This window comes from Duganella sp. HH101 (assembly GCF_001758795.1).
In the GTDB taxonomy this organism is placed as follows: Bacteria; Pseudomonadota; Gammaproteobacteria; order Burkholderiales; family Burkholderiaceae_D; genus Rugamonas; species Rugamonas rivuli.
Genome location: NZ_LRON01000010.1, coordinates 200,519 through 225,088 on the forward strand (window position 1 = coordinate 200,519; position 24,570 = coordinate 225,088).

The 24,570-nt window shown below is 65.1% G+C and carries 21 protein-coding genes; 4 read left to right on the top strand and 17 right to left on the bottom strand.

Annotated elements, in window-relative coordinates:
* The first annotated feature begins 71 nt into the window (after positions 1 to 71).
* Positions 72 to 545, top strand: a complete 474-nt coding sequence (locus DUGA2_RS17790; protein ID WP_070270818.1) for a VOC family protein — start codon at positions 72 to 74, stop codon at positions 543 to 545.
* Here DUGA2_RS17790 and DUGA2_RS17795 read toward each other — a convergent pair.
* The 7 genes from DUGA2_RS17795 to DUGA2_RS17825 all read right to left on the bottom strand — a co-directional run bounded on the left by DUGA2_RS17795 (position 542) and on the right by DUGA2_RS17825 (position 10,800).
* Positions 542 to 1,000 (bottom strand): SRPBCC family protein, encoded by a 459-nt coding sequence (locus tag DUGA2_RS17795; RefSeq protein ID WP_070270819.1) that lies wholly within the window; start codon positions 998 to 1,000, stop codon positions 542 to 544. The genes DUGA2_RS17790 and DUGA2_RS17795 overlap by 4 nt on opposite strands.
* Positions 997 to 6,768 (bottom strand): Hpt domain-containing protein, encoded by a 5,772-nt coding sequence (locus DUGA2_RS17800; protein WP_070270820.1) that lies wholly within the window; start codon positions 6,766 to 6,768, stop codon positions 997 to 999. Before DUGA2_RS17800 ends, DUGA2_RS17795 begins: the two co-directional genes overlap by 4 nt.
* 30 nt (positions 6,769 to 6,798) lie before the next feature.
* Complete coding sequence (locus tag DUGA2_RS17805) at positions 6,799 to 9,069, bottom strand: methyl-accepting chemotaxis protein (protein WP_070270865.1); 2,271 nt, start codon at positions 9,067 to 9,069, stop codon at positions 6,799 to 6,801.
* A gap of 99 nt (positions 9,070 to 9,168) precedes the next feature.
* Positions 9,169 to 9,732, bottom strand: a complete 564-nt coding sequence (locus tag DUGA2_RS17810; RefSeq protein ID WP_070270821.1) for a chemotaxis protein CheW — start codon at positions 9,730 to 9,732, stop codon at positions 9,169 to 9,171.
* Positions 9,733 to 9,735: 3 nt separating this feature from the next.
* Positions 9,736 to 10,101: a PleD family two-component system response regulator gene (locus tag DUGA2_RS17815; protein ID WP_008452046.1), complete on the bottom strand. Its 366-nt coding sequence runs from the start codon at positions 10,099 to 10,101 to the stop codon at positions 9,736 to 9,738.
* Between the two features lie 20 nt (positions 10,102 to 10,121).
* Positions 10,122 to 10,535: a PleD family two-component system response regulator gene (locus tag DUGA2_RS17820; protein ID WP_070270822.1), complete on the bottom strand. Its 414-nt coding sequence runs from the start codon at positions 10,533 to 10,535 to the stop codon at positions 10,122 to 10,124.
* Positions 10,536 to 10,647: 112 nt separating this feature from the next.
* Complete coding sequence (locus DUGA2_RS17825; protein WP_070270823.1) at positions 10,648 to 10,800, bottom strand: rubredoxin; 153 nt, start codon at positions 10,798 to 10,800, stop codon at positions 10,648 to 10,650.
* A 96-nt stretch (positions 10,801 to 10,896) separates the two neighbouring features.
* On the opposite strand from DUGA2_RS17825, the gene DUGA2_RS17830 reads away from it, so the two are divergent.
* Entirely contained in the window at positions 10,897 to 11,745 is an 849-nt protein-coding gene (locus DUGA2_RS17830) for a bifunctional hydroxymethylpyrimidine kinase/phosphomethylpyrimidine kinase (protein WP_070270824.1), read from the top strand.
* A 16-nt stretch (positions 11,746 to 11,761) separates the two neighbouring features.
* On the top strand, positions 11,762 to 13,069 hold the full coding sequence (gene hemL, locus DUGA2_RS17835) for a glutamate-1-semialdehyde 2,1-aminomutase (RefSeq protein ID WP_070270825.1): 1,308 nt from the start codon (positions 11,762 to 11,764) through the stop codon (positions 13,067 to 13,069).
* A gap of 79 nt (positions 13,070 to 13,148) precedes the next feature.
* Here hemL and DUGA2_RS17840 read toward each other — a convergent pair whose 3' ends face one another.
* Both DUGA2_RS17840 and DUGA2_RS17845 read right to left on the bottom strand, forming a co-directional pair.
* The gene (locus tag DUGA2_RS17840; RefSeq protein ID WP_070270826.1) at positions 13,149 to 14,459 is read right to left on the bottom strand and encodes a nitrate/sulfonate/bicarbonate ABC transporter ATP-binding protein; all 1,311 of its coding nucleotides are present in this window, start codon (positions 14,457 to 14,459) and stop codon (positions 13,149 to 13,151) included.
* A gap of 9 nt (positions 14,460 to 14,468) precedes the next feature.
* Positions 14,469 to 16,199, bottom strand: coding sequence for an ABC transporter permease subunit (locus tag DUGA2_RS17845; RefSeq protein WP_070270866.1), 1,731 nt, complete (start codon positions 16,197 to 16,199; stop codon positions 14,469 to 14,471).
* Between the two features lie 171 nt (positions 16,200 to 16,370).
* Here DUGA2_RS17845 and DUGA2_RS17850 point away from each other — a divergent pair, with 171 nt between their 5' ends.
* Positions 16,371 to 16,874, top strand: coding sequence for a hypothetical protein (locus DUGA2_RS17850; RefSeq protein ID WP_070270827.1), 504 nt, complete (start codon positions 16,371 to 16,373; stop codon positions 16,872 to 16,874).
* Here the strand turns inward: DUGA2_RS17850 and DUGA2_RS17855 are convergent.
* The 8 genes from DUGA2_RS17855 to DUGA2_RS17890 all read right to left on the bottom strand — a co-directional run bounded on the left by DUGA2_RS17855 (position 16,855) and on the right by DUGA2_RS17890 (position 24,570).
* Positions 16,855 to 17,754: a hypothetical protein gene (locus DUGA2_RS17855; protein ID WP_070270828.1), complete on the bottom strand. Its 900-nt coding sequence runs from the start codon at positions 17,752 to 17,754 to the stop codon at positions 16,855 to 16,857. The two genes, DUGA2_RS17850 and DUGA2_RS17855, sit on opposite strands and share 20 nt — an antisense overlap.
* Positions 17,755 to 17,791: 37 nt before the next feature.
* Positions 17,792 to 18,487 carry a hypothetical protein gene (locus tag DUGA2_RS17860; RefSeq protein WP_210402570.1) on the bottom strand — a complete coding sequence of 232 codons (696 nt, stop codon included), beginning with the start codon at positions 18,485 to 18,487 and terminating at the stop codon, positions 17,792 to 17,794.
* A gap of 118 nt (positions 18,488 to 18,605) precedes the next feature.
* Positions 18,606 to 19,571: a magnesium/cobalt transporter CorA gene (gene corA / locus DUGA2_RS17865; protein WP_008452071.1), complete on the bottom strand. Its 966-nt coding sequence runs from the start codon at positions 19,569 to 19,571 to the stop codon at positions 18,606 to 18,608.
* 81 nt (positions 19,572 to 19,652) lie between these two features.
* Positions 19,653 to 20,063 carry a DUF4124 domain-containing protein gene (locus DUGA2_RS17870; protein ID WP_070270829.1) on the bottom strand — a complete coding sequence of 137 codons (411 nt, stop codon included), beginning with the start codon at positions 20,061 to 20,063 and terminating at the stop codon, positions 19,653 to 19,655.
* A 9-nt stretch (positions 20,064 to 20,072) separates the two neighbouring features.
* Entirely contained in the window at positions 20,073 to 20,780 is a 708-nt protein-coding gene (mtgA, locus tag DUGA2_RS17875) for a monofunctional biosynthetic peptidoglycan transglycosylase (RefSeq protein ID WP_008452076.1), read from the bottom strand.
* Positions 20,777 to 21,595 (bottom strand): shikimate dehydrogenase, encoded by an 819-nt coding sequence (gene aroE / locus DUGA2_RS17880; protein ID WP_070270830.1) that lies wholly within the window; start codon positions 21,593 to 21,595, stop codon positions 20,777 to 20,779. Before aroE ends, mtgA begins: the two co-directional genes overlap by 4 nt.
* Positions 21,595 to 22,425 (bottom strand): TonB family protein, encoded by an 831-nt coding sequence (locus tag DUGA2_RS17885; RefSeq protein WP_070270868.1) that lies wholly within the window; start codon positions 22,423 to 22,425, stop codon positions 21,595 to 21,597. The genes aroE and DUGA2_RS17885 overlap by 1 nt, the downstream gene beginning before the upstream one ends.
* 117 nt (positions 22,426 to 22,542) lie before the next feature.
* Positions 22,543 to 24,570, bottom strand: a complete 2,028-nt coding sequence (locus DUGA2_RS17890) for a ribonuclease catalytic domain-containing protein (protein ID WP_070270831.1) — start codon at positions 24,568 to 24,570, stop codon at positions 22,543 to 22,545.

Here is a 24,570-nt window from a genome sequence, read left to right on the forward strand (position 1 = left end):
CGGGCAAGCTCGCGCCCCGCATCGCGCAAGCGGAGGTAGACTATGTGCTCGTCCAACAAAGGAGGTTGAAGATGAAAAAGAACACGCTCTGCCTGTGGTACGACCATGACGCGGAAGAAGCCGCGCACTTCTACGCCAGCACTTTCCCCGACAGCAAGGTCGGCGCCGTGCTCCACGCGCCGTCCAATTTCCCGGGTGGGAAGGCGGGTACCGTTTTGACAGTCGAGTTCACCGTGTGCGGCATCCCGTGCGTCGGGCTCAACGGCGGCAAGGCCTTCAAGCACAGCGAAGCCTTCTCGTTCCAGGTCGCCACCGACGACCAGGCGGAAACCGACCGCTACTGGAACGCCATCGTCGGCAACGGCGGCACGGAGAGCGCTTGCGGCTGGTGCAAGGATAAATGGGGGCTGTCGTGGCAGATCACGCCGCGCGTGCTGACCGACGCCATGGCCCAGGGCGGCGACGTCGCCAAGCGCGCGTTCGCGGCGATGATGGAGATGGGGAAGATCGACGTCGCCAAGATTGAAGCGGCGGTGCGCGGCTAAGCCATAGCAGTGGGGTCAACGGCGGCCTTGATGTCGATGAGGTCTTGCATCACGGCCTTCTTCGCCACGCCTTTGAAGAACAAGCTCATTGGTATCGACATCAGTTTCGCGACCAGGCTTTGAGGCTGGGAGATGTGCGTCTCAGCCAGCGTGGTGCCGCCGCTGGTCTCGGCTATGCGCTTGATGCACAGGAAGACAAAGCCATCGCTTTCCGCCTTGGTGGTGTATGTCTCGTTCTCGACCGCCTCGATGATCCACTTTTCCGCAGTGGCTGGTTTGCCGAACAGCATGCGGGTTTCCCGCCACCGCAGCCCTACCAGCCCGTTCGCCGGCTTCTCGACGATCTCAATATCGTCGATGCCGCTGATGGTTTTCGCGGCATTTTCGATATCGGTGATCGCGGCCCACACCGAGGCCTTGGGTGCGTTGATCGCAATTTGAACCTCAACAATCACGACGCTGTTCCGCGCAGCAGGCCTTCGATCGCATCCAGCAGCACCGGCTCCTGGAACGGTTTTCCGAAGTAGGCATTCACACCCAGTTGCAACGCGTAGTTGCGGTGCTTGTCCGCGCTGCGGGAAGTGATCATGATGATCGGGATATCCTTGGTGCGCTCGTCGCCGCGCACATTGCGCGTCAGGTCGAAGCCGTCCATGCGCGGCATCTCGATATCGACCAGCATCAGGTCTGGCCGCACGCCTTGCAGCTGCTCCAGCGCGTCCACGCCGTCCTTTGCCAGCACCACGTTGTAGCCTTCCCGCTCCAGCAGGCGCTGCGTCACACGGCGCACCGTCATCGAATCGTCCACCACCATGATCGAGCGGCCTTGCTGGCCAGGCGCCGGGCTGTCGCCAACCGCCTGCGCAAAGTGCTGCTTCATCTCGGGATGATGCGCGAGGTGCTGCGCCAGCGCGACCGGATTCAGGATCAAAACGATATCGCCCGAACCCAGCACCGTGGCGCCGGCTATGCCGACCATGCGCGCCAGCTGCGGGCCGATGTTCTTGATGACGACCTCGCGGTTGCCCAGCACCTCATCGACGCGCACGGCCAGCCGCTCGTTGCCGTTCTTGAGCATCATCACCGGGGCCGAACGCTGCGCCGGCGGATGCGCCGCCGCGTCGCCCAGCAACGCCGGCAGGTAGTGCAGCTCCGCGTGCTGGCCCTGGATAGGCACATAGCCGTTGTGATGCGCCTCGACCAGCGCGGCGTCCTTCATCTGCAGCACCTGCTCGACCAGGATGGCCGGCAGCGCGTAGGTCTTGCCGCCGGCGGAAATCAGCACGACCTGCGTGACGGCCAGCGTCAGCGGCAGGTGGATGGTGAAGCGGGTGCCTTTGCCGCGTTCGGAGAACATGTCGACGCGGCCGCCCAGCGCCTGCGCTTCGGACTGCACGACGTCCATGCCGACGCCACGGCCGGACAACTCCGTCAGCGATTCGGCGGTGGAGAAGCCGGGTTCGAAAATCAGGTCGGCGATCTGGGCGTCGGTCGCTTCTTCGTCCTCTTGCAGCAGGCCGTTGCTGATCGCCTTGGCGCGGATGCGCTCCAGATCGAGGCCGGCGCCGTCATCGGTGAATTCGATGACGACTTCATTGCCCTGCTGCGTGACCTGCACCAGCAGCTCGCCGGTTTCGTTCTTGCCTGCTTCGGTGCGGGCGGTGCGCGATTCCACGCCGTGGGCGATGGCGTTGCGCAGCAGGTGTTCGAACGGCGCTGCCATGCGTTCCAGTACGCTGCGGTCGACTTCGACCGCGCTGCCGCGGATGTCGAGGTTGACGCGCTTGTCGACTTCCTTGGCGCTCTGTCGGGCGACGCGGAACAGGCGTTCGGAGATGCTGGCAAACGGCACCATGCGCACGCGCATCAGGTCGCGTTGCAGGTCGCGCGTGAGACGGGCTTGCAGCACCAGGTCGTCGCCGGCGCTGTCGACGCTGCGGGTCAGGCTTTCGTGGAAGGAGGCGACGTCGTTGACGCTTTCCGCCATCATGCGGGTCAGCTCCTGCAGGCGCGTGAAGCGGTCGAATTCGAGCGGGTCGAATTCGCGCTCGCTGGAGATCGACATGCGGGAGGCGATCTGCGATTCGGCTTGCATTTCGACTTCGCGCAGCTGGCGACGCAGGCGGGTCAGGTTTTCGGAGAAGTCGAACAATGAGGCGCGCAGGGTTTCTACTTCGTTTTCCAGCTTGGAGCGGGAGATCGATACTTCGCCGGCCTGGTTCACCAGCCGGTCGAGGATGTCGGCGCGGACGCGGACCAGGGGCGACTTCGTGCCGGTTTGCAGGTCGTCGGCCGGGGCGTGCGGGGAGGCCGCGGCGGCGGCTCCTGCTGCTGCGATGCCTGCTGCGGCTGCGTCGCCGGCGGCGCTGGCGGCTCCGGTGGCGTCTGCGGTGAGGTCCGTGGCAATGTCGCTGCTGCCGGCGATGACTGGCGTGCCGGCATCCAGCCTGGTGACGTCGGCGGCCAGGCCGGCGGCGCCGTTGCTGGCGGCTTGCTGCAATGCGTCCGGGTGTTGGAGCTGTTCGAACAGCAGCAGCGCGTGGTCGTAGTGGGCCAGCAGCTCGTCAAACGCTTGCGGCGTGGCGGAGCCGGCGTGCACCATGTTTTCAATGTGCGTTTCGATTTCGTGGGCGTGTTGGCCCAGGCGCATCGCGCCGGCCATGCGTGCGCTGCCCTTCACGGTGTGCAGGAGGCGCAGCAGGCTTTGGGCGTGCGTGGTGTCGACAGGGTTGTGCTGCCAGGCCCGCAGTGCTTCGCCTACTTGCGGCAGCAGGTCCGCGCCTTCTTCCATGAAAACGGGCAGCAGGTCGGCGTCCAGTTCGTCGTGGAAGATGGCTGGGGCGGCGGCCAGGATTTCTGGTTCGGCTGGAGGGAGTTCGAGGATCTCGGCGTCCAGCTCCGGCTCCGGCGAAGGTTCAGGCAGCGGATCGGGCTCGGGCTCAGGCAGCGGCTCAGGCTCAGGCTCCGGTTCAGGCAGCGGTTCCGGCTCGGCGGCAGCGGGTGCCGGCTCCGGCTCGGGTTCCTGAGCAAAGGGTTCGGCTATCTTGAGCGGTGGCTCGGCGAAGGCGTCGTCAAACGCGGCATTGAACAAATCGTCGATGCTGTCATCTGCCCGCGCTTCGGTCTTTTTCGGCGCAGACGCACTTGCTGGCGCATCCGATTCCGGCACGCTGCCGCTAAGCGCATCAAACGTCTCGCGGAACAGCTTGTCCATCGCCGACTCCACCGGCGCTGGCGGTGCGGACGTGATGTCGTGCATCGTCTCCGCGACCAGGTCATCCAGTCGCGCCTCGATATCGTTGCTGGCAGCAGGCGGCGCCGCCTCCAGCTCCGCGCGCAGATCGTGCAATGCGGTGATCAGTTCCGGCTGCGCGGCCGGCATATCGCCCGCCGCAAAACTCTGCAGCATCTGGCGGATGCGCTCTATCGTAAAGTCCAGCAAATCGTGCTGCACCTGATCCAGATGCGGCGCAGGCGGCAGCAAGGCCTGTAGCGTGGACTCCAGCGCCAGCGCCAATTCGCGCAAAGCCTTGAAGCCGACCGTACCCGAAGTACCGGCCAGGGTATGCGAAGCCTGCAACGCCTCGGCGTTCACCGGCCGGCGCGGCTCGTGGCGCCATTCGCCAAAGTCCTGTGTCAGCAGGCGCACCAGTTCATCCGTCTCGTGCAGATAGATGTTGTACAGCGGCAGGGCGATTTCCAGCTCGCCGATATGCTTGACGTTGTCGTCGCGCGGCACCAGCGGCGTAATGGTCGGGAACTCGATGACGTTGCCGGCGGCGACAACGGTCGGCGGCACCCGTGGCTCCGTCGACGGAAGCTCCGTCAACGATGGCAACTCCACCGCCTCCGGCTCCTCCGTGGCCGCGAACGCCGACTCCTCGACAGCGGTCGACGCAGCCTCCACCAGCTCGGCATCCTGCACCGGCGCGGCATCCTCCGCCACTCCTGCCCCCGGCATCGCCGAGGGCTCGACCGTCGAAGGCGCATCGATGACAAATCCACCGCCATCCTGCACACGCGCAGCCGCAGCGACCAGCGCCTCCGCATTGCGCGCCGAGACGCCGGTGGCGACCAACTCCGCCACCCACGCCCCCATCTGCCGCGCCGCCTCGTTCAGCAAATCAAACAGCGCGTCCGTCGCCGGCCGCGCTTCCGCCAGCCACATATTCATCACACGCTCGATGCCATGCGCCGCATCGGCAAACTGGTTCAATCCCACCATCCGCCCGCTGCCCTTGAGCGTGTGGAAGGAACGCCGCAGCATGGTCAAATTCTCTTCGCTGCCCGACTCCGCGCGCGGCTTGGCCAGCGTCGCATCGACGAACTGCAATACCTCCTGCGCCTCGGAGATAAAGATCTCCAGCAGCTCCGCCTCCACCGCCGCATCGCTGCTGGCCGGCGCTGGCGCCTCGACAGGCATCGCCACCGGCGCCGGTGCAGGCACCTGATCCTCCAGCACCGGGATCGATTCCGAAGCCGGCATCTTCTTGAACGGCACCGAACGGAAAGCGCCATGCTCCGCATCGAACGCAAAGCGCTCGCGCGCGCCGGCCGCGTTCTGCGCCAGCATGTCGACAAAGAAGCCCAGCGCACCGACGTTCTGCGCGATGTCGTCCAACGCCTTCGGCTCCAGCGACGGATCGCCCTCGCCCGTCGCCAGCGCATGCACCGCCGCCTTCACATGCCGCGCCGCCTGCGTCGCATCGTCCTGGTCCAGGATCGCCAGCGCGCCCTGCAACTGGTGCAGCACCGGGTCCAGCTCCACCAGCGACGGCCGCTTCGACGGCTCGGCGTAGTACTCGTCGAGCACCTTCTCCACCTGCCGCAGGCCGGTCTTCATCTCCATCGCCAGCGCGACGACAGTGTCGTCCTGCTGCATCCGCTGCGCCAGGCCGCTCTGCCATTGCGCCGGCTCCGGCGGCGTGTCGCCGGCCACCAGCGCCAGCAGGCGCGCACCTATCGTATCGGCATGCGCCGCGAAATCGCCGGGCAGATGGCGGATCTGCTCCAGCCCATGCTCGGCAAACAGCAGCGCGGTCGCCATCTCCAGCGCCAGCTCCTCGCTGCGGCCGGCGGAAATGGCGGTACGCGCCACATCGGCCAGCTGCCGCAGCAGCACGCTCAGCGCCGGCATCTCCAGCTGGTCGCAAGCCGCCGCCACCTCGGCCAGCGCACCGCCAAAGGCCGCATCGAGCGCGGGATCGATTTCCGCGCTGGCCAAGCGGTCCCAGTTTGCCTTGGCCCTGGCCATGCCGGCCTTGGCGCGCTCCAGCGCATCGAGGTCGATCTGGCCGTAGCGGCGGCGTTCGTAATCGACCGGCACCAAGCCGTCCAGTGCGAACACGCGGCGTAGCTGCTGCACCGTTTCCGAAGCCGACGACGGACCGGCGGCAGCGATGAAGAACAGCGCGTCGCGCAGCATCGCATCCGGCTGCGCGGCTGCGCCCTGGCTCAGGCGGCGTATCTGCAGATTGATCAGGCCAAACAGCTGCTTGACGTACAAGCCGCCCGCCAGTTCGCCACTGGCCACCAGTTCGGCGAAGGCCTGCATCGCCAGCCAGAAGGTGCGGGCCTTGGCATCCTGCTGCGCGGCGGCGACCAGCTTCACGGCCTCCAGCAGCGCGGCGGCATGTTCCTGCTGCTGCGCCGCCTCGGTGCTCTTCAGGTAGGGCAGCAGCGATTTTTCAAACCGCTGGCGATACGCCGCGTAGTCGGCGGCCGGCGCATCGCCGGCCGCCGGCACACCGGCGCTGCGCGACAGGTCGGGATAGAACAGGTCCGCCGGATGGATGCGCTCCACAGCCATCATTTCCTGCACCGCGCGATAGTAAGGGAACAGCTTGACCGGCTGCGACGGCGCCCCCTCCAGCAACTCCTGCAGATACTCGACCAGCGCCTGGTACAAATCCGCCAGCGTCTGCGCATGGTCGGTGCTGCATTTGAGCGTGCCGGCCTTGAAGCGGTCCAGCGCCTCCTCGGCCACCTGCGTCACCAGGCCGACGCCATCCACGTCCACCATCATCAGCGCGCCGTGCGCCTGGTGCAGGTGCGACTTGGCGTGCTGCAGCTGGGTCGCCTGATCTTCCGGCGCCCGGCCGCCCGCTTCGAACAGGGCGGTTTTCGAGCGTGCCAGCGACTCGCGGATTTCCACCATCACCCACGACAAAGGGCCGGTATCGAACTGCGGTTGCGGCGGATTCGGAAAATCGGTTGTGGTCATGCTTGCCTCGGCCTTTCAATGATGGGCGGTTCAGGACGCGATACGGAATCGCGCCACCGAGTTTTTCAATTCCTGCGCCAACACTGACAGCTTGTGAATCGATTGCGCGGTTTGCTGGGTGCCGTCCTGGGTCTGCTCCGTCACCGTCAAGATATGTTGGATGTTCTGCGCCACGCCGCTCGCCGACGTGGCCTGCTGTCCGGTCGCCATCGAGATGCCGGAGATCAGCTCGGCCAGGCGGTTCGACACCTGCGAGATGTCGTTCAGCGCCGCGCCGGCCGCGTCGGACAGGCGCGCGCCTTCGACCACGCCCTGCGTCGACTTTTCCATCGCCGCCACGGCGTCGTGGGTATCGGTCTGAATCGTGCGCACCAGCGCGCCGATCTGCTTGGCCGCTTCGGCCGAGCGTTCGGCCAGGCGCTGCACCTCCTCCGCCACCACCGAGAAACCGCGCCCCGCCTCGCCGGCCGATGCGGCCTGGATCGCCGCGTTCAGCGCCAGCACGTTGGTCTGCTCGGTGATGTCGGAAATGAGTTCGGTGATCTCGCCGATCTCCTGCGACGATTCGCCCAGGCGCTTGATGCGCTTGGACGTATCCTGAATCTGCTCGCGGATCTCGTGCATGCCCTTGATGGCGTTTTCCACCGCCGTCGCGCCCTGCTGCGCCGCCGCCACCGATTGCCGCGCCACGTCGGCCGATTCGCTGGCCGAGCGCGACACGTCGGTGATCTCGTTGGCCATCTTGACCACCGTGGCCGAGGCATCCTGGATCTCGCGCGACTGCTGCTGGGACGCCAGCAGCAGGTCGCTGGAGATGCTCTGCGCGTGGGTGGACGCCTTGGTCACTTGCTCGGCGGTGGCGGTCACGCGGCCGACCAGGCCGCGCAGCTCTTCCACCGTGTAGTTGACCGAGTCGGCGATGGCGCCGGTGATGTCCTCGGACACCGTGGCCTGCACCGTCAAGTCGCCGTCCGCCACTTCCTGCAGCTCGTTCATCAGGCGCAGAATCGCCGCCTGGTTCTGGTCGTTCATGGCCTTGGCTTCCTCTTCCTTGCGCTGCGACTGCTGGCGCATGGATTCCGCTTCCTGGCGGCGGCGGTCGGCGCCACGGGTGCGGTTGTACGAATCCATCAGCAGCACGCGGCCGATGGCCGCCGCCGACACCAGCGTCAGCATGCCGCCGGCCACCATCAGCCAGAAGGTCATGCCCAGCGAATCCTGGTCTTCGCGGTAGGCCTGCTGCAGCACCGACAGGCGCTGGCGCAGGGCTTCGTTGTCGTTGAAGATCAGCTGTTCGGCGTTCTTGGCGGCGCCGAATTTATCCAGCTTGTCGAGGATGGCCGAGACCAGCTTCTGGTATTCCTCGAATTCGGTTTTCAGCGCGGTGAACTTGTCGCGCAGGTCAGGCTCGCGCACGGCGGCCAGCCCGAGCGGCGCGCTGCCGTTGAGGAAGCCGTCGACGGTGTTGCGGAACACGGTGGTGTCGCGGCCCAGCTGGAACGCGGTTTCCGAGCTGATGCCGCCGGCGGTGAGGAACTCGCCGGCGCTGCGGCTCATGCGCTGGGTCAGCATGGTCAGCTTGCCGAGCGCCGCGATCTCGCGCGCCGATCCGCCGCGCTGCACCTTGAGCGCGGAGATGTCTTCGGTGCGGTTGAGCAGGGCCGGCGACAGGTCGTTGAGCTTTTTCAGCGTCTTGTCGACGCCGCTCAAGTCGGCCTTCAGCAGCAGGATGGTGCCGGCGGCGATGTCGGACGGGCCCCATTGCTTGCGCGCCGCCGCCACCACGGGCGCCAGCGCGGAAATCGGTTCGCCGATCTCGCGGCCCTGATAGCGGCCGCCGCGCGTCATCAGCGCGAAGTCGTTGTTCAATTCCTTGCGGCTCTCCTCCAGCTGGCGGAAGCCTTCGGCGCTGCCCTGCACCGCGTTCGGCGTCGCCTTGCCGATGCGCTGCGAGTGCATCAGCGCATCGCTGGCGACCTGGGTCTGGGTGGAGCGGTTGGCGCTGTGGATGGTGTTCAGCGCGACGAACAAGGCGCTCAGCGCCAGGCTGACCGCCAATGCCGTCGAGAGTATGCTCAGCTGGCGCTGCGCCGGCAGGTGGCCGATCAGCGGCAGCTTGAAGCCGGTCCCCGGTTCGGCCGCAGCGACGGGAGCGCCGCCGCGACGGCCCAGTGCATCGCGCAGGCGCAGCGGCGCGGCGCTGTCCGCGTTATCGGCGGCTGCGGGCGGCTGGGCCTCGACGACGGCGGTATGCAAAAACTGCGAATCGCCCGCTTCGCCCAATTCTGAATTCGCTGCCATGTCCTGGCCGGCATTCCGGTTGCCACGCGAGAAAAACCCCATCTTGAAAGCCATGCCACCCTCTCCGGATTAGTTGCGGTCTACACCAGTATGCCGCCCTTACAAACCAACTTGCAGAAAACGCGATTCACGTACCAGCTGCGCCAAGTCGATGCGGGTCCATTGCCGGCCTTCGCCATCGGTGAAGTGCTGGCTGCTCCATTCGGGTCCGGCATCGGGCCCTGCCTCCACGGCCTGCATATCGGCCAGCTTGCGCAGCCCCAGCACGCGTTCGGCCAACAGCGCGCAATTGAAGCCCAGCGTGGGAGCGAAGGTGATCAGGCGGCGTTCGGATGCCGCCGCGTCGCCGGCGGCCTGGCCCTGGTAGCGCGCCAGGTCGATCACGCCGGTGAGATTACCGCGAATATTGGCCAGGCCTTGATACCAGTCTTGCGCCAGCGGCACCGGCGTTACCGGTTGCAGCGGCACGATTTCACTGATCTGGGTCAAGTCCAGCAAACAGTGGCGGCCGCCGATCATCACGCCGAGCTCACGGCCGCCGGCGGCGGCGCCGGTTTTGGCGGCCTGCATGCGCTCCAGCAGCTGCACCTGATATTGGCGCAGGCGGCTGCGGCGTTCCGGGCCGGCCGGAGTGGATGGGGTGTCGGGCGCCTGGCTGCTCATCGCTTAGCCGAGGGCGGCGATTTTGGCCAACAGCTCGGCCGCGTCGACCGGCTTGACCAGGTAGTCGCGCGCGCCCTGGCGCAGGCCCCAGATACGGTCGGTCTCCTGGTTCTTGCTGGAGCAGATAATCACCGGCACGTCCTGCAGCTCGGGATCGCGGGCGATGGAGCGCGTGACCTGGAAGCCGTTCGCGCCGGGCATGACCACGTCCATCAGGATCAGCTGGGGTTTGTCGGCCTTGATCTTGGCCAGCGCCTCCTCGCCGTTTTCGGCGGTGGAAACGGTAAAACCGTTTTTGACCAGGATGTCGGTCAGGTAGTAACGCTCCGTGGGCGAATCGTCGACGATCAGAATTCTTTGTATGGTCATGGTATTCCCCTGAAGCTTGCTTATTCTTGTGTGGCGACGGTGCCGCCGCCGGTGTGCTCGCGCACGGCGGCCAGCAGGCTGTCTTTGGTAAAAGGTTTGGTCAGATAGGCGGCCGAGCCGACCATGGCGCCGCGCGCACGGTCGAACAGCCCGTCCTTGGACGACAGCATCAGCACCGGCGTGGCGTGGAACTTGGCGCTCTTCTTGATCAGCGCGCAGGTCTGGTAGCCGTCCAGCCTTGGCATCAGGATATCGCAGAAGACCAGCGCCGGATGGTGGTCGTTGATCTTGGCCAGCGCGTCGAATCCATCCTCGGCCAGCACCACCTGGTAGCCTGCCTGGGTCAGGAAGATCTCGGCCGAACGACGTATCGTGCTGCTGTCGTCGATCACCATGATTTTCAGGGCATTAGCGTGCGGCGCGGTCGTCGTCATAATCGGTTCGCTGGTATGGTGGCTACACCATAGCATAGCCAAGCGGCGGCTGGCGCGATAGTCGCAATAGTGGTCATGCTTGGCAATGCCCCGCGCCGCCGGCGGCGGGGAATCAGATGGCTACCATCTCGAAATCGTCCTTGCGGGCGCCGCATTCCGGGCAGCTCCAGTTCATCGGCACATCCGACCAGCGGGTGCCCGGGGCGATGCCTTCGTCCGGCAAACCGGTTTCCTCGTCGTAGATCCAGCCACAGATCAGGCACATCCAGGTCTGGAACTCCTGCGTTGTTTCATTGCTACTCACGTTCTGCCACCCTTCAATCAAGTAAAATGCTGAATTAGGTATCTTAATCTACCCGCCGTGCAAAACCAAACTTCTCCTCTCATATTAAGCTTCGGCGCCGCCGATCCGGCCGGCGCGATCGGCGTCCAGGCCGACCTGGCGGTATTTTCCGCCCTCTCCTGCACCGGCCTTGCCGTGACCACCGCGTTGCTGATCGGCGACAGTGCCCGCGTCGAGGATGCGCAGGACATCGACCCAGACTGGGTTTCCGACCAGGCCCGCGTGGTGCTGGAGGATATGACCATGGCCGCCTTCAAGGTCGGCGCGCTGACCAATATCGAGCAGGTGGCGGCCATCGCCGAGATCCTGTCCGACTATCCGGACGCGCCGCTGATACTCGATCCGTTCAGCTCCCGCCTGGCCGATCCGGCCGACGCCGACGAGGCCGAGGAACTGCTGACGGCTTTGCGCCAGCTGCTGGTGCCGCAGGCCACGCTGCTGATGCTGTCGCAGGTGGAGCTGGGCCGGCTGGCCGAAACCTGGCGCGAAGGCGCCGAAGACACGATGGAGTCGGACGTCGAACACCTGCTGGCCCTGGGCTGCGAATTCGTGCTCGTCACCGGCACCCAGGCCGGCACGCCGCAGGGCGAGGCGGCCGCGCCGAACACCCTGGCCAACACCCTGTTCGGCGCCGACGGCATGATCAGCCATGACGCCTGGCAGCACATGCCCGGCCCCTTCCTCGGCGCGGGCGGCACGCTGTCGGCGGCGATCACCGCCTTCATGGCGCGCGGCGCCGAAGTGCCGGGCGCGGTGGCGGCGGCGCAGGAATACACCGTCGGCGCGCTGGCGCACGCCCATCGCTACGGCATGGGCAAGTTTATCCCGAACCGTTTTTTCCATATGCAGCAGGCTTTACCAACTTGATATTGAAGATGCCATCATGACTACGACTTCCAAGAACCAGGTTTCAAAAAACGACGAGTTGTTCGAACGCGCCCAGAAAACCACGCCCGGCGGCGTCAACTCGCCGGTGCGCGCCTTCCGCTCGGTGGGCGGCACGCCGCGCTTCATCACCCGCGCCGAAGGCCCGTACTTCTGGGACGCGGACGACAAGCGCTACATCGACTACATCGGTTCCTGGGGGCCGGCGATCGTCGGCCACGCGCATCCGGTGGTGGTCAAGGCGGTGCAGGAAGCGGCCGCGCGCGGCCTGTCGTTCGGCGCGCCGACCGAAGGCGAGATCCTGATGGCCGAGGAAATCTGCCGCCTGGTGCCGTCGATCGAGCAGGTGCGCCTGGTTTCGTCGGGCACCGAGGCGACCATGAGCGCGCTGCGCCTGGCGCGCGGCGCCACGGGCCGCGACAAGATCATCAAGTTCGAAGGCTGCTACCACGGCCACGCCGATTCGCTGCTGGTCAAGGCGGGCAGCGGCCTGCTCACCTTCGGCAATCCGACGTCGGCCGGCGTGCCGGAGGACTTCGTCAAACACACGCTGGTGCTGGACTATAACAACGTGGCCCAGTTGGAGCAGGCGTTCGCGGAATTCGGCGACGAAATCGCCTGCGTGATCGTCGAGCCGGTGGCCGGTAATATGAACCTGATCAAGGCCACCGAGGCCTTCCTCCAGGCGATGCGTACGCTGTGCACCAAGCATGGTTCGGTGCTGATCTTCGATGAAGTGATGTGCGGCTTCCGCGTGGCGCTGGGCGGCGCGCAGGAACTGTACGGCATCAAGCCGGACCTGACGGCGCTGGGCAAGGTGATCGGCGGCGGCCTGCCGGTGGCGGCCTTCGGCGGCAGCGCTGAGCTGATGAGCAAGATGGCGCCGCTGGGCGCCGTCTACCAGGCTGGCACCCTGTCGGGCAATCCGGTGGCGGTGGCGGCGGGCATGACGACCTTGAAGATCATCCAGCAGCCGGGCTTCTACGAGCAGTTGAGCGCGACGGCTGCGCGTCTGGCGGCCGGCTTGACCCAGGCGGCCAAGGATGCGGGCATCGTGTTCTGCGCGGATGCGGTGGGCGGCATGTTCGGCCTGTACTTCAGCGAGACGCCGCCGAACAACTACGCCGAGATGATGGCCGGCGACCGCGCGCGCTTCAACGTGTTCTTCCACGCGATGCTGGATGAAGGCGTGTACTTCGCGCCGGCCGCGTTCGAGGCGGGCTTCGTCTCGGCGCAGCACAGCGACGAAGTGATCGACGAGACCATCGCCGCCGCCGCCCGCGTGTTCAAGAAGCTGGCAGCCTAACCCCTAAGACGAAGGGGTCAGACCCCGCAGGGGTCTGACCCCGGCCAACGCAGTGCGGGGTTTGGCGGTGCCGCAAGCACTACATTTCGTCTTCCTCGTCCTCTTCGGACAGCTGGATCACGCCGGTGTTGAAGTTGTATTCGAACAGGTCGCCGTAGCGGCCCCACTCGATGGCCACGCGCAGCGCGCGCTCGGCCTCTTCTTCGCTGAGCGTGAAGCGCAGCAGCTTGAGGAACAGATCCTCCGGCAGGTCGCCCGACTTGTCCTGCTGCAGACCATGGCAGATGTAGGCGATCAGCGGCACATGCTCCAGCAGCTGCTTGCCGAAGATGTCCTGGCGCTCGGTGTTGGTCGCCGCAACGTACCTGCCGCCCAGCTCCGTCAACAGGATGTCGCCGTTGGTCAGGTAGGCAAAGCCCAGCAGGATCAAGCCATTCAGCACTTCCAGCAGCTCGGCGTCGGTCAGCTCCGTCTCTTCCGCCAGCTGCGGCAGGTCGGCGCGGCCGGAGAACGGTTCCTCGCCCAGCAGCTCCAGGATACCTTCCATGTGCGCGATGTCGGCCTGCGGCAGACGGTCGCCCAGCTGCAGCTTGACCTCCTTTTCGCTGATCAGGCCACGGCGGCCGGCGCCGGCGGTCATCAGCTCATACACCTTGTCGATCAGCTGGCGCACTTCCGCCCCCTCGGCCTTGCGCGGCTGCGGCAGCGATATCGGCAGCTCGGCGCGCACGCGGCCCGGGTCGCTGGCGAAGATCAGCACGCGGTCGGCCATCATCACCGCTTCCTCGATATTGTGCGACACCACCAGGATCGCCTTGGTCGGGATCTGGCCGGACTGCCACAGCTCCAGGATCTCTTCGCGCAGGCGCTCGCCGGTCAGCACGTCCAGCGCGGAAAACGCTTCGTCCATCAGCAGCACTTCCGGCTCCATCACCAACGCGCGGGCGATGCCGACGCGCTGGCGCATGCCGCCCGACAGCTCGCGCGGCAGCGCGCCCTCGAAGCCCGACAAGCCGATCAAGTCGATCACCTTCTCGGCGCGGCGCGCGCGTTCATCGGCCGGCATGCCCTGCGCCTCCAGCCCCAGCTCGACGTTCTTCTGCACCGTCAGCCAAGGGAACAGCGCGAACGACTGGAACACCATGCGGATACCGCGTGCGGTACCGTACAGCGGCATGCCGCGATACAGCACCTGGCCTTCATCGGCCTGTATCAGCCCCGCCATGATGCGCAGCATGGTCGACTTGCCGGAGCCGGACTGGCCCAGCAGCGCGACGATCTCGCCTTCGTTCAGCGTGAAGTCCACGCCTTCCAGCACCGAGCGCGCGGAGCCGTCGGCGGCGCGGAAGTGTTTGCCGACCGATTTCAGTTCGACGATAGGAGTGCTCATGATTCGATCCTAGAAATGCAGCCGGCTCTCGGCCATGGTGTACAGGCGGCGCCAGACGAAGTGGTTGAAGCCCATGACGAAGATGCACATGATGCCGATGCCCAGCGCGATGCGCGGGAAGTCGCCGGCGGTGGTCATCTCCTGGATGTAGCTGCCGATGCCGTGGGCCTTCAATGTGGTCGGCCCCCAGCTGACGTATTCGGCCACGATGCTGGCGTTCCACGAGCCGCCGGTGGCGGTGATGGCGCCGGTGACGAAGCTGGGGAAGATCGCCGGCAGCAGGTAGCGGCGCCATTTGAGCCAGCCGGTCAGGCCGAAGTTCTTGGCGGCGTGCCGCAGCTCGGTCGGTATCGTCGAGGCGCCGGCGATCACGTTGAACAGCAGGTACCACTGGGTACCGAGGATCATCAGCGGCGACAGCCAGATATCGGGATTGAGCTTGTAGCGCACAATGGCCACCACCGCCACCGGGAACACCAGGTTGGTCGGGAAGGCTGCCAGGAACTGCGCCACCGCCTGCGTGCGCGAGGCCCAGCGCGGATTCATGCCGATCCATACGCCGACCGGCACCCACACCAGCGCGGCCAATGCCAGCAGCAGGATCACGCGCGCCAGCGTGTACAGGCCAAGCACGAACACGTGGCCCACTTCGGCCCAACCCACTTCGGTACTGATGAAGTGGCCCAGGCTCCACAAGGCGTAGAACACCACGGCGGCGATCACCGCATCCCACACGCGCTGCGGCACCATGGACGGCTGGTCGCGGCGGGCGCGGATCGAGGTGCCGTCGTGGCTCAGGCGGAACAGCGCGATGGAGCGCGACAGCATGGCGCCAAACCATTCGACCATGGCCTGCGTGCGCTCGGTGCGGCGCAGCCAGGTGAGCAGCCACGATTGCTGGGCCGTGTCGCTGCCGGTTTCCTCGAAGCGGAACTTGTCGGCCCAGGCCAGCAAGGGACGGAAGAACAATTGGTCGTACATCAGCACCGCCACCAGCATGGCGCCGATGGCCCAGCCGATGGCGCCCATATCGCTCTTGGCGATGGCCAGCGCGATGTAGGAACCGATGCCGGGCAGCTTGATGTCCTGGCCGGAGACGGAAATCGCTTCCGACGCCACCACGAAGAACCAGCCGCCGGACATCGACATCATCATGTTCCACAGCAGGCCGGGCATGGCGAACGGCAGTTCCAGGCGCCAGAAGCGCTGCCAGCCCGACAGCTGGAACACGCTGGCCGCCTCCGACAGTTCGGCCGGCACGGAGCGGAAGCCCTGGTAGGCGGAAAACGCCATGTTCCAGGCTTGCGAGGTGAAGATGGCGAAGATGGCGGCGCACTCCACGCCCAGCAGGTTGCCGGGGAAGAGCGCGATGAAGGCCGTCACGGTGATCGACAGGAAGCCCAGGATGGGGATGGACTGCAGGATGTCGAGCAGCGGCACCAGCACTTTTTCGGCCAGGCGGTATTTGGTGGTGAGGGCGGCGAACACGCAGCTGAACACCACCGACGCGCCCAGCGCGATGAACATGCGCAGCGTGGTGCGCAGCAGGTAGTAAGGCAGGTAGCTCGGGTCCAGCGACAGCGGCAGGGCCTGGCCCAGCTCGTACGGGCGGGCCATTTGCTGGCTGCCGTAGGCCATCAGGACGAACAGCGCCAGCACGATGGGCAGCAGGGCCCAGTCCCAGCGGTTGCCGCCGGCTTCGACCACCTGACGGGGGAAAAATTGCCGTTTCTTGATCATGTATGTGCTTTCTTCGGCCAAGATACCCGATGCCAGTGACCGGAGAGTGACGCAGGCCGCCATTCTAAAGGATATCGTAAGTCAAATTTATTACAGTCGTGAAAGTTGGTGACTATTTGCGGCCCTTGTAGCAGGCATAATTCAGTGACTATCGAATCAATATTGCGGGTTATGAAACTGATCGCCGAAAAACGGTCCAAGACGGACAAATACGACGTGCTGCGCTTCGTGCGCAACAATGGCAGCTGTACCGACACGGTGATGCCGCGCCAGGGCATTTTGCCGCACGACCTGCTGCATTACGTGGTGGAGTCGGCTTTGCCGCTGCGGCACGGCTTCCTCAGCCTGCTGGCGCGCGGCGCCGACGCGCAGTTCGTCATGGAGGCGGTGCACGACGCGACCAACAAGGATGTGGAGACCGAGGCGGTGCAGGCGGAAGCGATCGTCGAGGGTTTGCAGGCGCAGTTATGGTCGGGCACGTTCGACGAGCAAGCCTTCCTGGCCGGCGCGGCCTCGGCCTGCACGGCGCGCGACAAGCAGCCGTTCGACTTCAGCAAGGTCGGCATCGACATCAAGGCGGCCCTGTACGACCGCGCGCTGTCGCTGAACGAGAAATGGAATACGGCGCCCTACTTCAGCACGCTGTCGCTGGAATTCAGCCCGCAGCCGGTTTGACCTTGCCCACGGTCTCGCAAGCAGACGAGGCCGGCGCAGCGCCGCGGTTCAGCAGCGGCACGGACATCAGCCAGCCACGCAGGGTTTTCAACAAGGATCGCCCGCACTGTTCATTTACCAGCTGAGCCCGCTCCACGACTTCCTGCTTGCCCTGGCGGTAGCGGAAAGTGCGGAAAGCGGAAGGCGGCGCCGGCGCGGCCGTCGCTTCCGCCGCGTGACTGAGGGCGATGTCCAGCGACATGGCCATCAGGCTTGCGCTCTCGGTCTTCAACTCCTGCCCCAGGTTATCGTGCCAGTAAGCCGGCAGGTCGCCGTGCTCGCGCACCTGGGAAACCACCCGCACCATGTTCTGATAGCTGGGCTGTTTCGGCGCCGCGCCCGGCTTGTAGATCTGCACCTGGTTTTCCAGCACCAGCGCGCTCTGGTCCTGGGTCATGTAAAACACCGGCGTGCTTTCCACCACCCAGTTTGCGCCGCCCGCCTCCTCGGCGCCGATCACTTTGCGGTCGTGGCCGAAGGCGGTTTGCGGCAGCGCGTTCGCCAGCAGTTCGCGATGACCATAGCCGGTCAAAATATCCTGATAGGGCAGCAGCACCTTGTCCGCCTCGACCTCGATCTTGCTCTTCTCTTCGTTGCGGCTGGAATTGACCAGCGCGCCGTGCGTCGCGATCGCGACCAGCAGTCCGGCCACGCCGGGCGCCGGATACAGCATGGTTCCCGGTCCTTGTCCGGCGCCGTCAAGATTGAGCACGCCCCTGAAAGCGACCCGGTCCTGCTGCGGCAGACGCAGTGCCCAGTCCGGCGACGGTGTCTGTGCGAATGCCGCGCCCGACAAGCATGCCAGCGCGCCAGCGCGCAGGAGAATATGCGAAATGGTCATGCGAGTTTTCCCGGCCGCGAAAGCTGCCTGCAAAGTGTTAGTTGACGAAGGGTTGCACCAGGCTGTCCCGGGCGCCTTCAATGGCTTGGAAGTAGGCGTTGCTCAGGCTGGGGAAGGCTGGCGCTTCATCCCAGGCGCCGTTGGCGCTCTTGCTTTGCTTGAGCGGCAAATACCATTCGAAGGTATTGGTTTTCAGGTCGACCAGATAAGCGGAACCCGTCACCACACCCTTCGGATCGCTGGTCGGCACATAGGCCGAGTAGTTGCGCGAGATCCCCACTTCGACGATGTCGATCACGAGGATCTTGTCCAGCTTGTATTTTTTCTGCAGCCCGGAAAAGTCTTTCGAGGCCAGGTTGGGGCCTTGAACCGCAGCGTTCGGCAAATCGGCGATCTTGACGGCGTCATCGATCACGGTGACGTTCTGGCCTTTCTTGCGCAGCACGTCCGCCAACTCGCCTTTGACACGCAGCAGGTCATCCGCCGGCAGGGTCTGGGTGTGCTTGGTCAGCGAGGAGTTGGCCATCGATGCGGCCGCCATACACAGCAGGCATCCCGCGCCAGGGAAGCTGGTGTCGACTTTGGGCAGCGTGACCATCATCACGCCGATGCGCGCGTCGCCCGCCGATGGCAGCGCCGTCGGGCTCAAGGCCACGGGCATTTGCGGTGCCGTGGCACAGCCGGTCAGCAAGGCAAGGCTGGACAACAGGGCGAGGAAGATGCGGCTTTTCATAAATAATTCCTGGAAGTGGACGGGGTTTATAGTTCTGGATGGCAAAACTATTATATCCCACAGGAAATTACTTTTCAAAAAAGCATATAAAATTAAATTACCAAATGTGGCAAGATTTTTATTTCAACCACCCACGGCGGCGGAAGTACCAGAACGGGGCGATGGCGCTGGTGATCATCAGCACGATGGCGAAGGGGTAGCCCAGCTGCCATTCCAGCTCCGGCAGCCACTTGAAGTTCATGCCGTAGATCGAGGCGATCAGGGTCGGCGGCAGGAAGGCCACGCTGGCCACCGAGAAGATCTTGATGATCTTGTTCTGGTTGATGTTGATGAAGCCGACCGTGGCGTCCATCAGGAAGTTGATCTTGTCGAACAGGAAGGACGTGTGGCCGTCCAGCGATTCGATGTCGCGCAGGATCTGGCGCGCCTCCTCGAACTGCTCCGAATTCAACAGCCGACCGCGCATCAGGAAGCTGACCGCGCGCCGCGTATCCATCATGTTGCGGCGGATGCGGCCGTTCAAGTCTTCCTCGTGGGCGATGGCGTTCAGCGCGGCGGCCGCGTCCTGGTCGGTGAACTCTTCCTGCAGCACCCGGCCGCTGACTTCTTCCAGGTTCTGGTAGATGCCTTCCAGCGCGTCGGCCGAATACTCGGCGTCGGTCGCGTACAGGTCCAGCAGCACGTCCATGTAGTCGGCGATCGAGCCGGGCCGCGAGCGGGCGCGCATGCGCACCAGGCGGAACACCGGCAGGTCGTCGGTGTGCACCGAGAACAGCATCTTGCGCGCCAAAATAAACGCCACCGTGACGATGCGCGACGGGCCGTCCTCTTCTTCCAGCAAAAAGTCGGTGCGCAGGTGCAGGTCGCCGTTTTCCGCCTCGTAGTAGCGGGCCGACGCTTCGATGTCCTTGACCTCGTCCTCGCCCGGCAAGGTGACGCCGTAGATGGCCTTGACCCAGGCGCGTTCGTCGTCCGTCGGGTCGGTCAGGTCGACCCAGACCGGCTCGACCTGTTCCAGGTCTTCGCGACTGTCGATGGGTACCTGGTTGAGCCGGCCATTCTGGAGAACGAAAACATTAATCATGGGTACGCGAGCCTTCTGGAAACAGCGCAAGTGTACCCGCAAAGCCCCTGCCGAGGCCAGCCTGCCATGCGGTTTTTCAGCCTAGCGGGTCGCTTTTTCTATCATTTTGTCGGTGGCCGACTGCGGCGCGGCGTCGGCCGGGTCCGGCTTGGGCGATTTGGGCGCTTCGATGCCGCGCGTATCGATGGCCTTGACCACCTTGCCGTCCGGGCAGGCGACGTCCGACAGCACGGTTTTGCCGTCGATGACGCACTTGCGCAGCACGCCGGCCGGCGCCGCCGGCACGGCCACGGCCGCCGCCGAAACCGATGCGGCGGCCGATGAAGTAGCAGAAGCCGCCGGCGCCGGCTTGCCCGTCAGTTTGGACAGCCCTTCGGCAAAGAAGTTGCGCTCATGGCGGGCCGACATCAAGAACGCCATCGCTATCGCCGCCAGCGAGGCCATGACGATGGCCACCTGTATCAATCCGAGTCCACGCTGCTTGCTTAACATCGCTGCCTCCTAGGGTAGTTCAGCCGATCCCATGCGGCGCAGGATCACGCCGGTGCGCCGCGCCAGATAGCCCGAATCGCGGTGCTTGTCGAAAAAGCGCGGATTGGGCAGCATCACCGCCAGCTTGGCGGCCTGGGCCGCGCCCAGGTTGGCCGCGCTGGTGCCATAGTAATGCCTCGCCGCCGCTTCGGCGCCGAACGTGCCGGTGCCGAACTCCACCACGTTCAGGTAGATCTCGAAGATGCGCTCCTTGTCCATCAAGGTTTCCAGCATGTAGGTGATGACCAGCTCCTGCCCCTTGCGCACATAGCTGCGCGAGCCGGACAGGAACAAATTCTTGGCCAGCTGCTGGGTGATGGTCGAACCGCCCGACACCACCTTGTGTTTCTTGTTGTTCTTCTCGTAGGCCTTTTGCAGCGCCTCCCAGTCGACGCCCTCGTGCTCGGAGAAGTTGGCGTCCTCGGAAGCGATGATGGCGCGCTTGAGGTTGTTCGAGATGCGGTTGTACGGCACCCACATCTGCTGGATATTGGCGTTGGGATTCTTCTCGCGCAGCGCAGACTGCTGCTCGCGCATGAAGCTGGTCATCGACGGGTTATGGTCGACCCACCACCAGATCTGCAGGAAGAAATACAGCTGCACAGCCACGACCAGCAGCAGCGGCACGATGAAGATCCACTTCAGCCAGCGCCATTTGCCCGACTTGGCCGCGCTCATAGCTGGTCCCGCAGCGATTGCAGCACGCCGGCGGTGGCCGGCTGCACGCCGCGCCACAGGCTGAAGGCCTCGGCAGCCTGCTCGACCAGCATGCCCAGGCCGTCGCGCAAGCGCGCGCCATGCCGGCCCGCGAACTGCAAGAATACCGTGGGGGAGGCTGCGTACATCATGTCGTAAGCCAGCGAACCGGGCGCGAATACCGACGCCGGCACCGGCGGCAGCTCCGCGCTCAGGCTGGCCGAAGTGGCGTTGATGACGACGTCGAAAGCACCTTCAATATCGGCATAGCCGCATGCGGCAACCACGCCCTCGCCGCCCAGCGCGGCAAACTGTTCCACCAGCGCCTCGGCCGTGGCCACGGTGCGGTTGGCGATCACCAGTTGCGCCGGACGATGTTCCAGTATCGGCAGCACCACGCCGCGCGCCGCGCCGCCCGCGCCCAGCAGCAACACGCGCTTGCCGATGATCTGCACGCCGGCGTTGTCGACGATGTCCGCCACCAGCCCGGCGCCGTCGGTGTTATCGCCGACGATGCCGTCTTCGGTGAAGTGCAAGGTGTTGACGGCGCCGGCCGCGCGCGCGCGTATGGTCAGCGCCTGCGCCACCTTCACGGCGTCGAGCTTGAACGGCACGGTGACGTTGGCGCCTTTGCCGCCCTCGGCGATGAAGGCTTGCACGGCGGCGGCGAAGCCGTCCACCGGCGCCAGCCGCTTTTCGTAGCTCAATGCCTGCCCGGTCTGGGCCGCGAACGCGGCATGTATCTCGGGCGATTTGCTATGGGCAATCGGATTGCCGAATACGCAGTAGCGGTCCATCAACGTCCTCCGCCGCTCAAGTCGGCTTGTAATTTGTCTTCGCGGGTGAATTTGAACGTGGTGACGACCACCCACAGATCGTCCCTGTCCACCGACAGCATATTGGGGGGGAACTTGCCGAACGGTGCGGAGCGGCGCACGATGCGGATCGCCGCCTCGTCCAGCGCCGGATTGCCGGAACTGCGCTCGACCTTGATCCCTTCCTTGTCGTAGATGGTGCCATCCTGAAACACCGGGATCGACAGCATCAGCTGGCCATACAGCTTGCGGCCGTTCACCTGGGGGAAATTGAGCGTGCCGGTGTCCTCGATCCGCTTTTGCATGGCTTTGTAGTAGCTGGCGTAGCCTGCCTCGCGCGTGCTCGGCGTGATCATGGTTTTTTTCGGACGCTTGTTCTGGTCCTCGATGGTTTCGCTGATCTCGGCCACGCGGCGCGCGATCGCCTTGCTCGACTCCAGCAAATCGGATCCGGTCGGCAGCGGATCGGGTTTGTTCTTTTCCGTCACCGGCGGCGCGGTCACGGCGGTCTGTTTGGCCGCCTGCGTCAGCAGGTTCTTTTGCTGTTCTTCCAGCTCGGCGATGCGGCGCTTGGCGGCCTTGATGCTGTCGCCGGTTTCCATCTTGCGCATGTCCGGCATCGGCGACTTGGAACGGCCCTTGTCGACCGTGCCGCCGCCGTCCAGGTTGGCCTGGGCCAGCGCGTCGGCCTTCAGCGGCGCCTTGCTGTGCTTGGCGTTCACCAGTATCACTTCCAGCCCCGGATCGGTGGGCTTCACCGGCGCCGGCGTGGGCGCGACAAAGTGCACCGCAAGCAAGACGCCATGCGCCATCAGCGACAGGCCGATGGCGAGGTACAGCAAGCGATTTTCTTTGAAAGACTTCACGCGAGGCCGGGGTAGAAAAGATAGGGCTGATTTTACGTCAAAGCGAACGCGGGCCTGCGGGTTTTATTCCGAAGCCGGCTCCTCGGCGGCCGCCTCCACCGCCACTTCCGGCGCATCGACCGCTTCTTCCGGCGCGTCGCCGGCTTCCTCTTCCTCGTAGTCCAGCTCGGCATCGGCGGCCACCGCGTCGGTGGTCGGGATTTCCAGGATGCGGGCTTCGATGGTCAGGTCGACCTCGTCCCAGCGCAGGATGTCCAGCTTGACCTGGGCGCCGCGCGCCACCTGCGGCATGCCCGGCAGGCGGATGATCAGCGGAATATCGACCAGGCGCAGCACCTCGTCCTTGAGCACCACGGCCTCGACCTGGCGCGCCTCCTGCTGGCCCAGCCAGCGCAGGCACCAGTAGCGCTCCATGTTGGACTGGTGGTCGCCGTAGGCGGCGTAGGCGGCGTCGAACTGCGAGACGATCGCGAACAGGTTGGCGTCCTTGTGCTTGAAGTAAGCCACCAGCGGCGCGGTCACGCCATGCTCGGCGCAGGCCAGGATCTGCCACTGGTTGACCAGGTCGGTATAGCGGCGCAGCGGCGACGTGCTCCACGCGTACTGGTCCACGCCCAGGCCCTGGTGCGGCGCCGCATGGGTCAGCATGCGCACCTGCATCTTGGCGGCCCAGCCGCCCACGCCCTGGCCCTGGCTGCGGTAGATGCCCGGCACGCCATGGTCGTGCATCAGCTTGCCCCAGGTGCTGTTGGCGAAGATCATCAGCTCGGCGACGATCTTGTCCAGCGGCGCGCCGCGCTTGCGGCGGCTGACGGTGACGACATCGTCTTCCACGTAGAAGTTGAAGTCGACGCGGTTGTTCTGTTCCGGCTTCAGGCCGAAGCCTTCGCGCTTGACCATGCGCGCCGCTTCCAGCACCTGCGCCCATTGCCAGATCAGGCCCAGCGATTCCTTGTGCGGATACTCGCCCTCGCCGCTGGCCAGGGTTTCCTCGTTGACCAGGTCGTCGAGGTCGTTGTGGCGCAGGTTGTTCGCGATCGGCACCATCTCGGCGCGGGTCTCGGTGGCGATCACCGACCAGTCGGCCGGGTTCAGCGTGGCGTACAGCGACAGCGCCGGGCAGGTCTTGCCTTCGGCCAGCGTGAACGCTTCGACGATGGCGTCCGGCAGCATGGTGATCTTATCGCCAGGCATGTAGACGGTGGACATGCGCGCGCGCGCCATCTTGTCGACCGCGTCGTCCGGCTTGATGCCCAGGCCCGGCGCGGCGATGTGGATGCCGATCTTGACGTTGCCGTCGGCCAGTTTCGTGACCGAGAAGGCGTCGTCGATCTCGGTGGTGGTGACGTCGTCGATCGAGAACGCCTGCACATCGGCCAGCGGCAGGTCGGTCGGCGGCACCGGCACGGCGACTTCCGGGAAACCGGCGCCGCGCGGGAAATTCTCGAACAGGAACTTGGCCATGTGCAGCGCCTTCGGCGACGCCACGCCGCCGGCCGCCAGCATCAGGCGCTGCGGATTGGTGTGCAGCTCGTTGCAGGCCGCTTCCAGCGCCTTGTATTCGATGGAGTTCTTGTCCGGCTTGAACAGCAGTTGCATGACGAGGTTCTGCATCGAGGCCGGCAGCTTGTTGGCCTTCAGTTCTTCGACGTACTCGGCCTGCACCAGCGCCTGCTGTTTCTTTTTCTCGATGCCGGCCTGGGCGGCGCGCAGCGATTGCTCGGGCGCGGCCTTGTAGCGGCCACGGCCCTTTTTGTAGAAGTAGATCGGCGCCGAGTGCAGGCTCAGGATCAGGCCGGCGGCTTCGGCCGGCAGCGGCGTGTGGCCGAAGTATTCCGCGCCCAGTTCGGCGAAACCGAATTCCTCTTCGCCCGCCACTTCCCACAGGAAGTCGAGGTCGATGTCGGCGGCGACCGCCTTGGCCTGTTCCATCAAATCCGTCGGCGACGGCTTCTCGTACTGCAGCAGCACGTCCTTGATCTTGACCTTGGTGCGCTTGCCGCTGGCCATTTCAACCTGGTAGGCCTCGCCGGCTTGCGACATCATGGTGCCGACCTTGAAATCGCCGGATTCTTCGAAAAATAGATTCAT

Coding starts and splice junctions, on each gene's coding strand:
- DUGA2_RS17850 (WP_070270827.1), top strand. CDS start 16,371: ATGAAACTGATCGCCGAAAAACGGTCCAAGACGGACAAATACGACGTG.
- DUGA2_RS17840 (WP_070270826.1), bottom strand. CDS start 14,459: ATGAGCACTCCTATCGTCGAACTGAAATCGGTCGGCAAACACTTCCGC.
- mtgA (WP_008452076.1), bottom strand. CDS start 20,780: ATGAGCGCGGCCAAGTCGGGCAAATGGCGCTGGCTGAAGTGGATCTTC.
- DUGA2_RS17790 (WP_070270818.1), top strand. CDS start 72: ATGAAAAAGAACACGCTCTGCCTGTGGTACGACCATGACGCGGAAGAA.
- DUGA2_RS17815 (WP_008452046.1), bottom strand. CDS start 10,101: ATGACCATACAAAGAATTCTGATCGTCGACGATTCGCCCACGGAGCGT.
- DUGA2_RS17820 (WP_070270822.1), bottom strand. CDS start 10,535: ATGACGACGACCGCGCCGCACGCTAATGCCCTGAAAATCATGGTGATC.
- corA (WP_008452071.1), bottom strand. CDS start 19,571: ATGATTAATGTTTTCGTTCTCCAGAATGGCCGGCTCAACCAGGTACCC.
- aroE (WP_070270830.1), bottom strand. CDS start 21,595: ATGGACCGCTACTGCGTATTCGGCAATCCGATTGCCCATAGCAAATCG.
- DUGA2_RS17890 (WP_070270831.1), bottom strand. CDS start 24,570: ATGAATCTATTTTTCGAAGAATCCGGCGATTTCAAGGTCGGCACCATG.
- DUGA2_RS17885 (WP_070270868.1), bottom strand. CDS start 22,425: ATGGCGCATGGCGTCTTGCTTGCGGTGCACTTTGTCGCGCCCACGCCG.
- DUGA2_RS17845 (WP_070270866.1), bottom strand. CDS start 16,199: ATGATCAAGAAACGGCAATTTTTCCCCCGTCAGGTGGTCGAAGCCGGC.
- DUGA2_RS17810 (WP_070270821.1), bottom strand. CDS start 9,732: ATGAGCAGCCAGGCGCCCGACACCCCATCCACTCCGGCCGGCCCGGAA.
- DUGA2_RS17800 (WP_070270820.1), bottom strand. CDS start 6,768: ATGACCACAACCGATTTTCCGAATCCGCCGCAACCGCAGTTCGATACC.
- DUGA2_RS17870 (WP_070270829.1), bottom strand. CDS start 20,063: ATGTTAAGCAAGCAGCGTGGACTCGGATTGATACAGGTGGCCATCGTC.
- DUGA2_RS17805 (WP_070270865.1), bottom strand. CDS start 9,069: ATGGCAGCGAATTCAGAATTGGGCGAAGCGGGCGATTCGCAGTTTTTG.
- DUGA2_RS17855 (WP_070270828.1), bottom strand. CDS start 17,754: ATGACCATTTCGCATATTCTCCTGCGCGCTGGCGCGCTGGCATGCTTG.
- DUGA2_RS17825 (WP_070270823.1), bottom strand. CDS start 10,800: ATGTGCCTGATCTGTGGCTGGATCTACGACGAGGAAACCGGTTTGCCG.
- hemL (WP_070270825.1), top strand. CDS start 11,762: ATGACTACGACTTCCAAGAACCAGGTTTCAAAAAACGACGAGTTGTTC.
- DUGA2_RS17860 (WP_210402570.1), bottom strand. CDS start 18,487: ATGAAAAGCCGCATCTTCCTCGCCCTGTTGTCCAGCCTTGCCTTGCTG.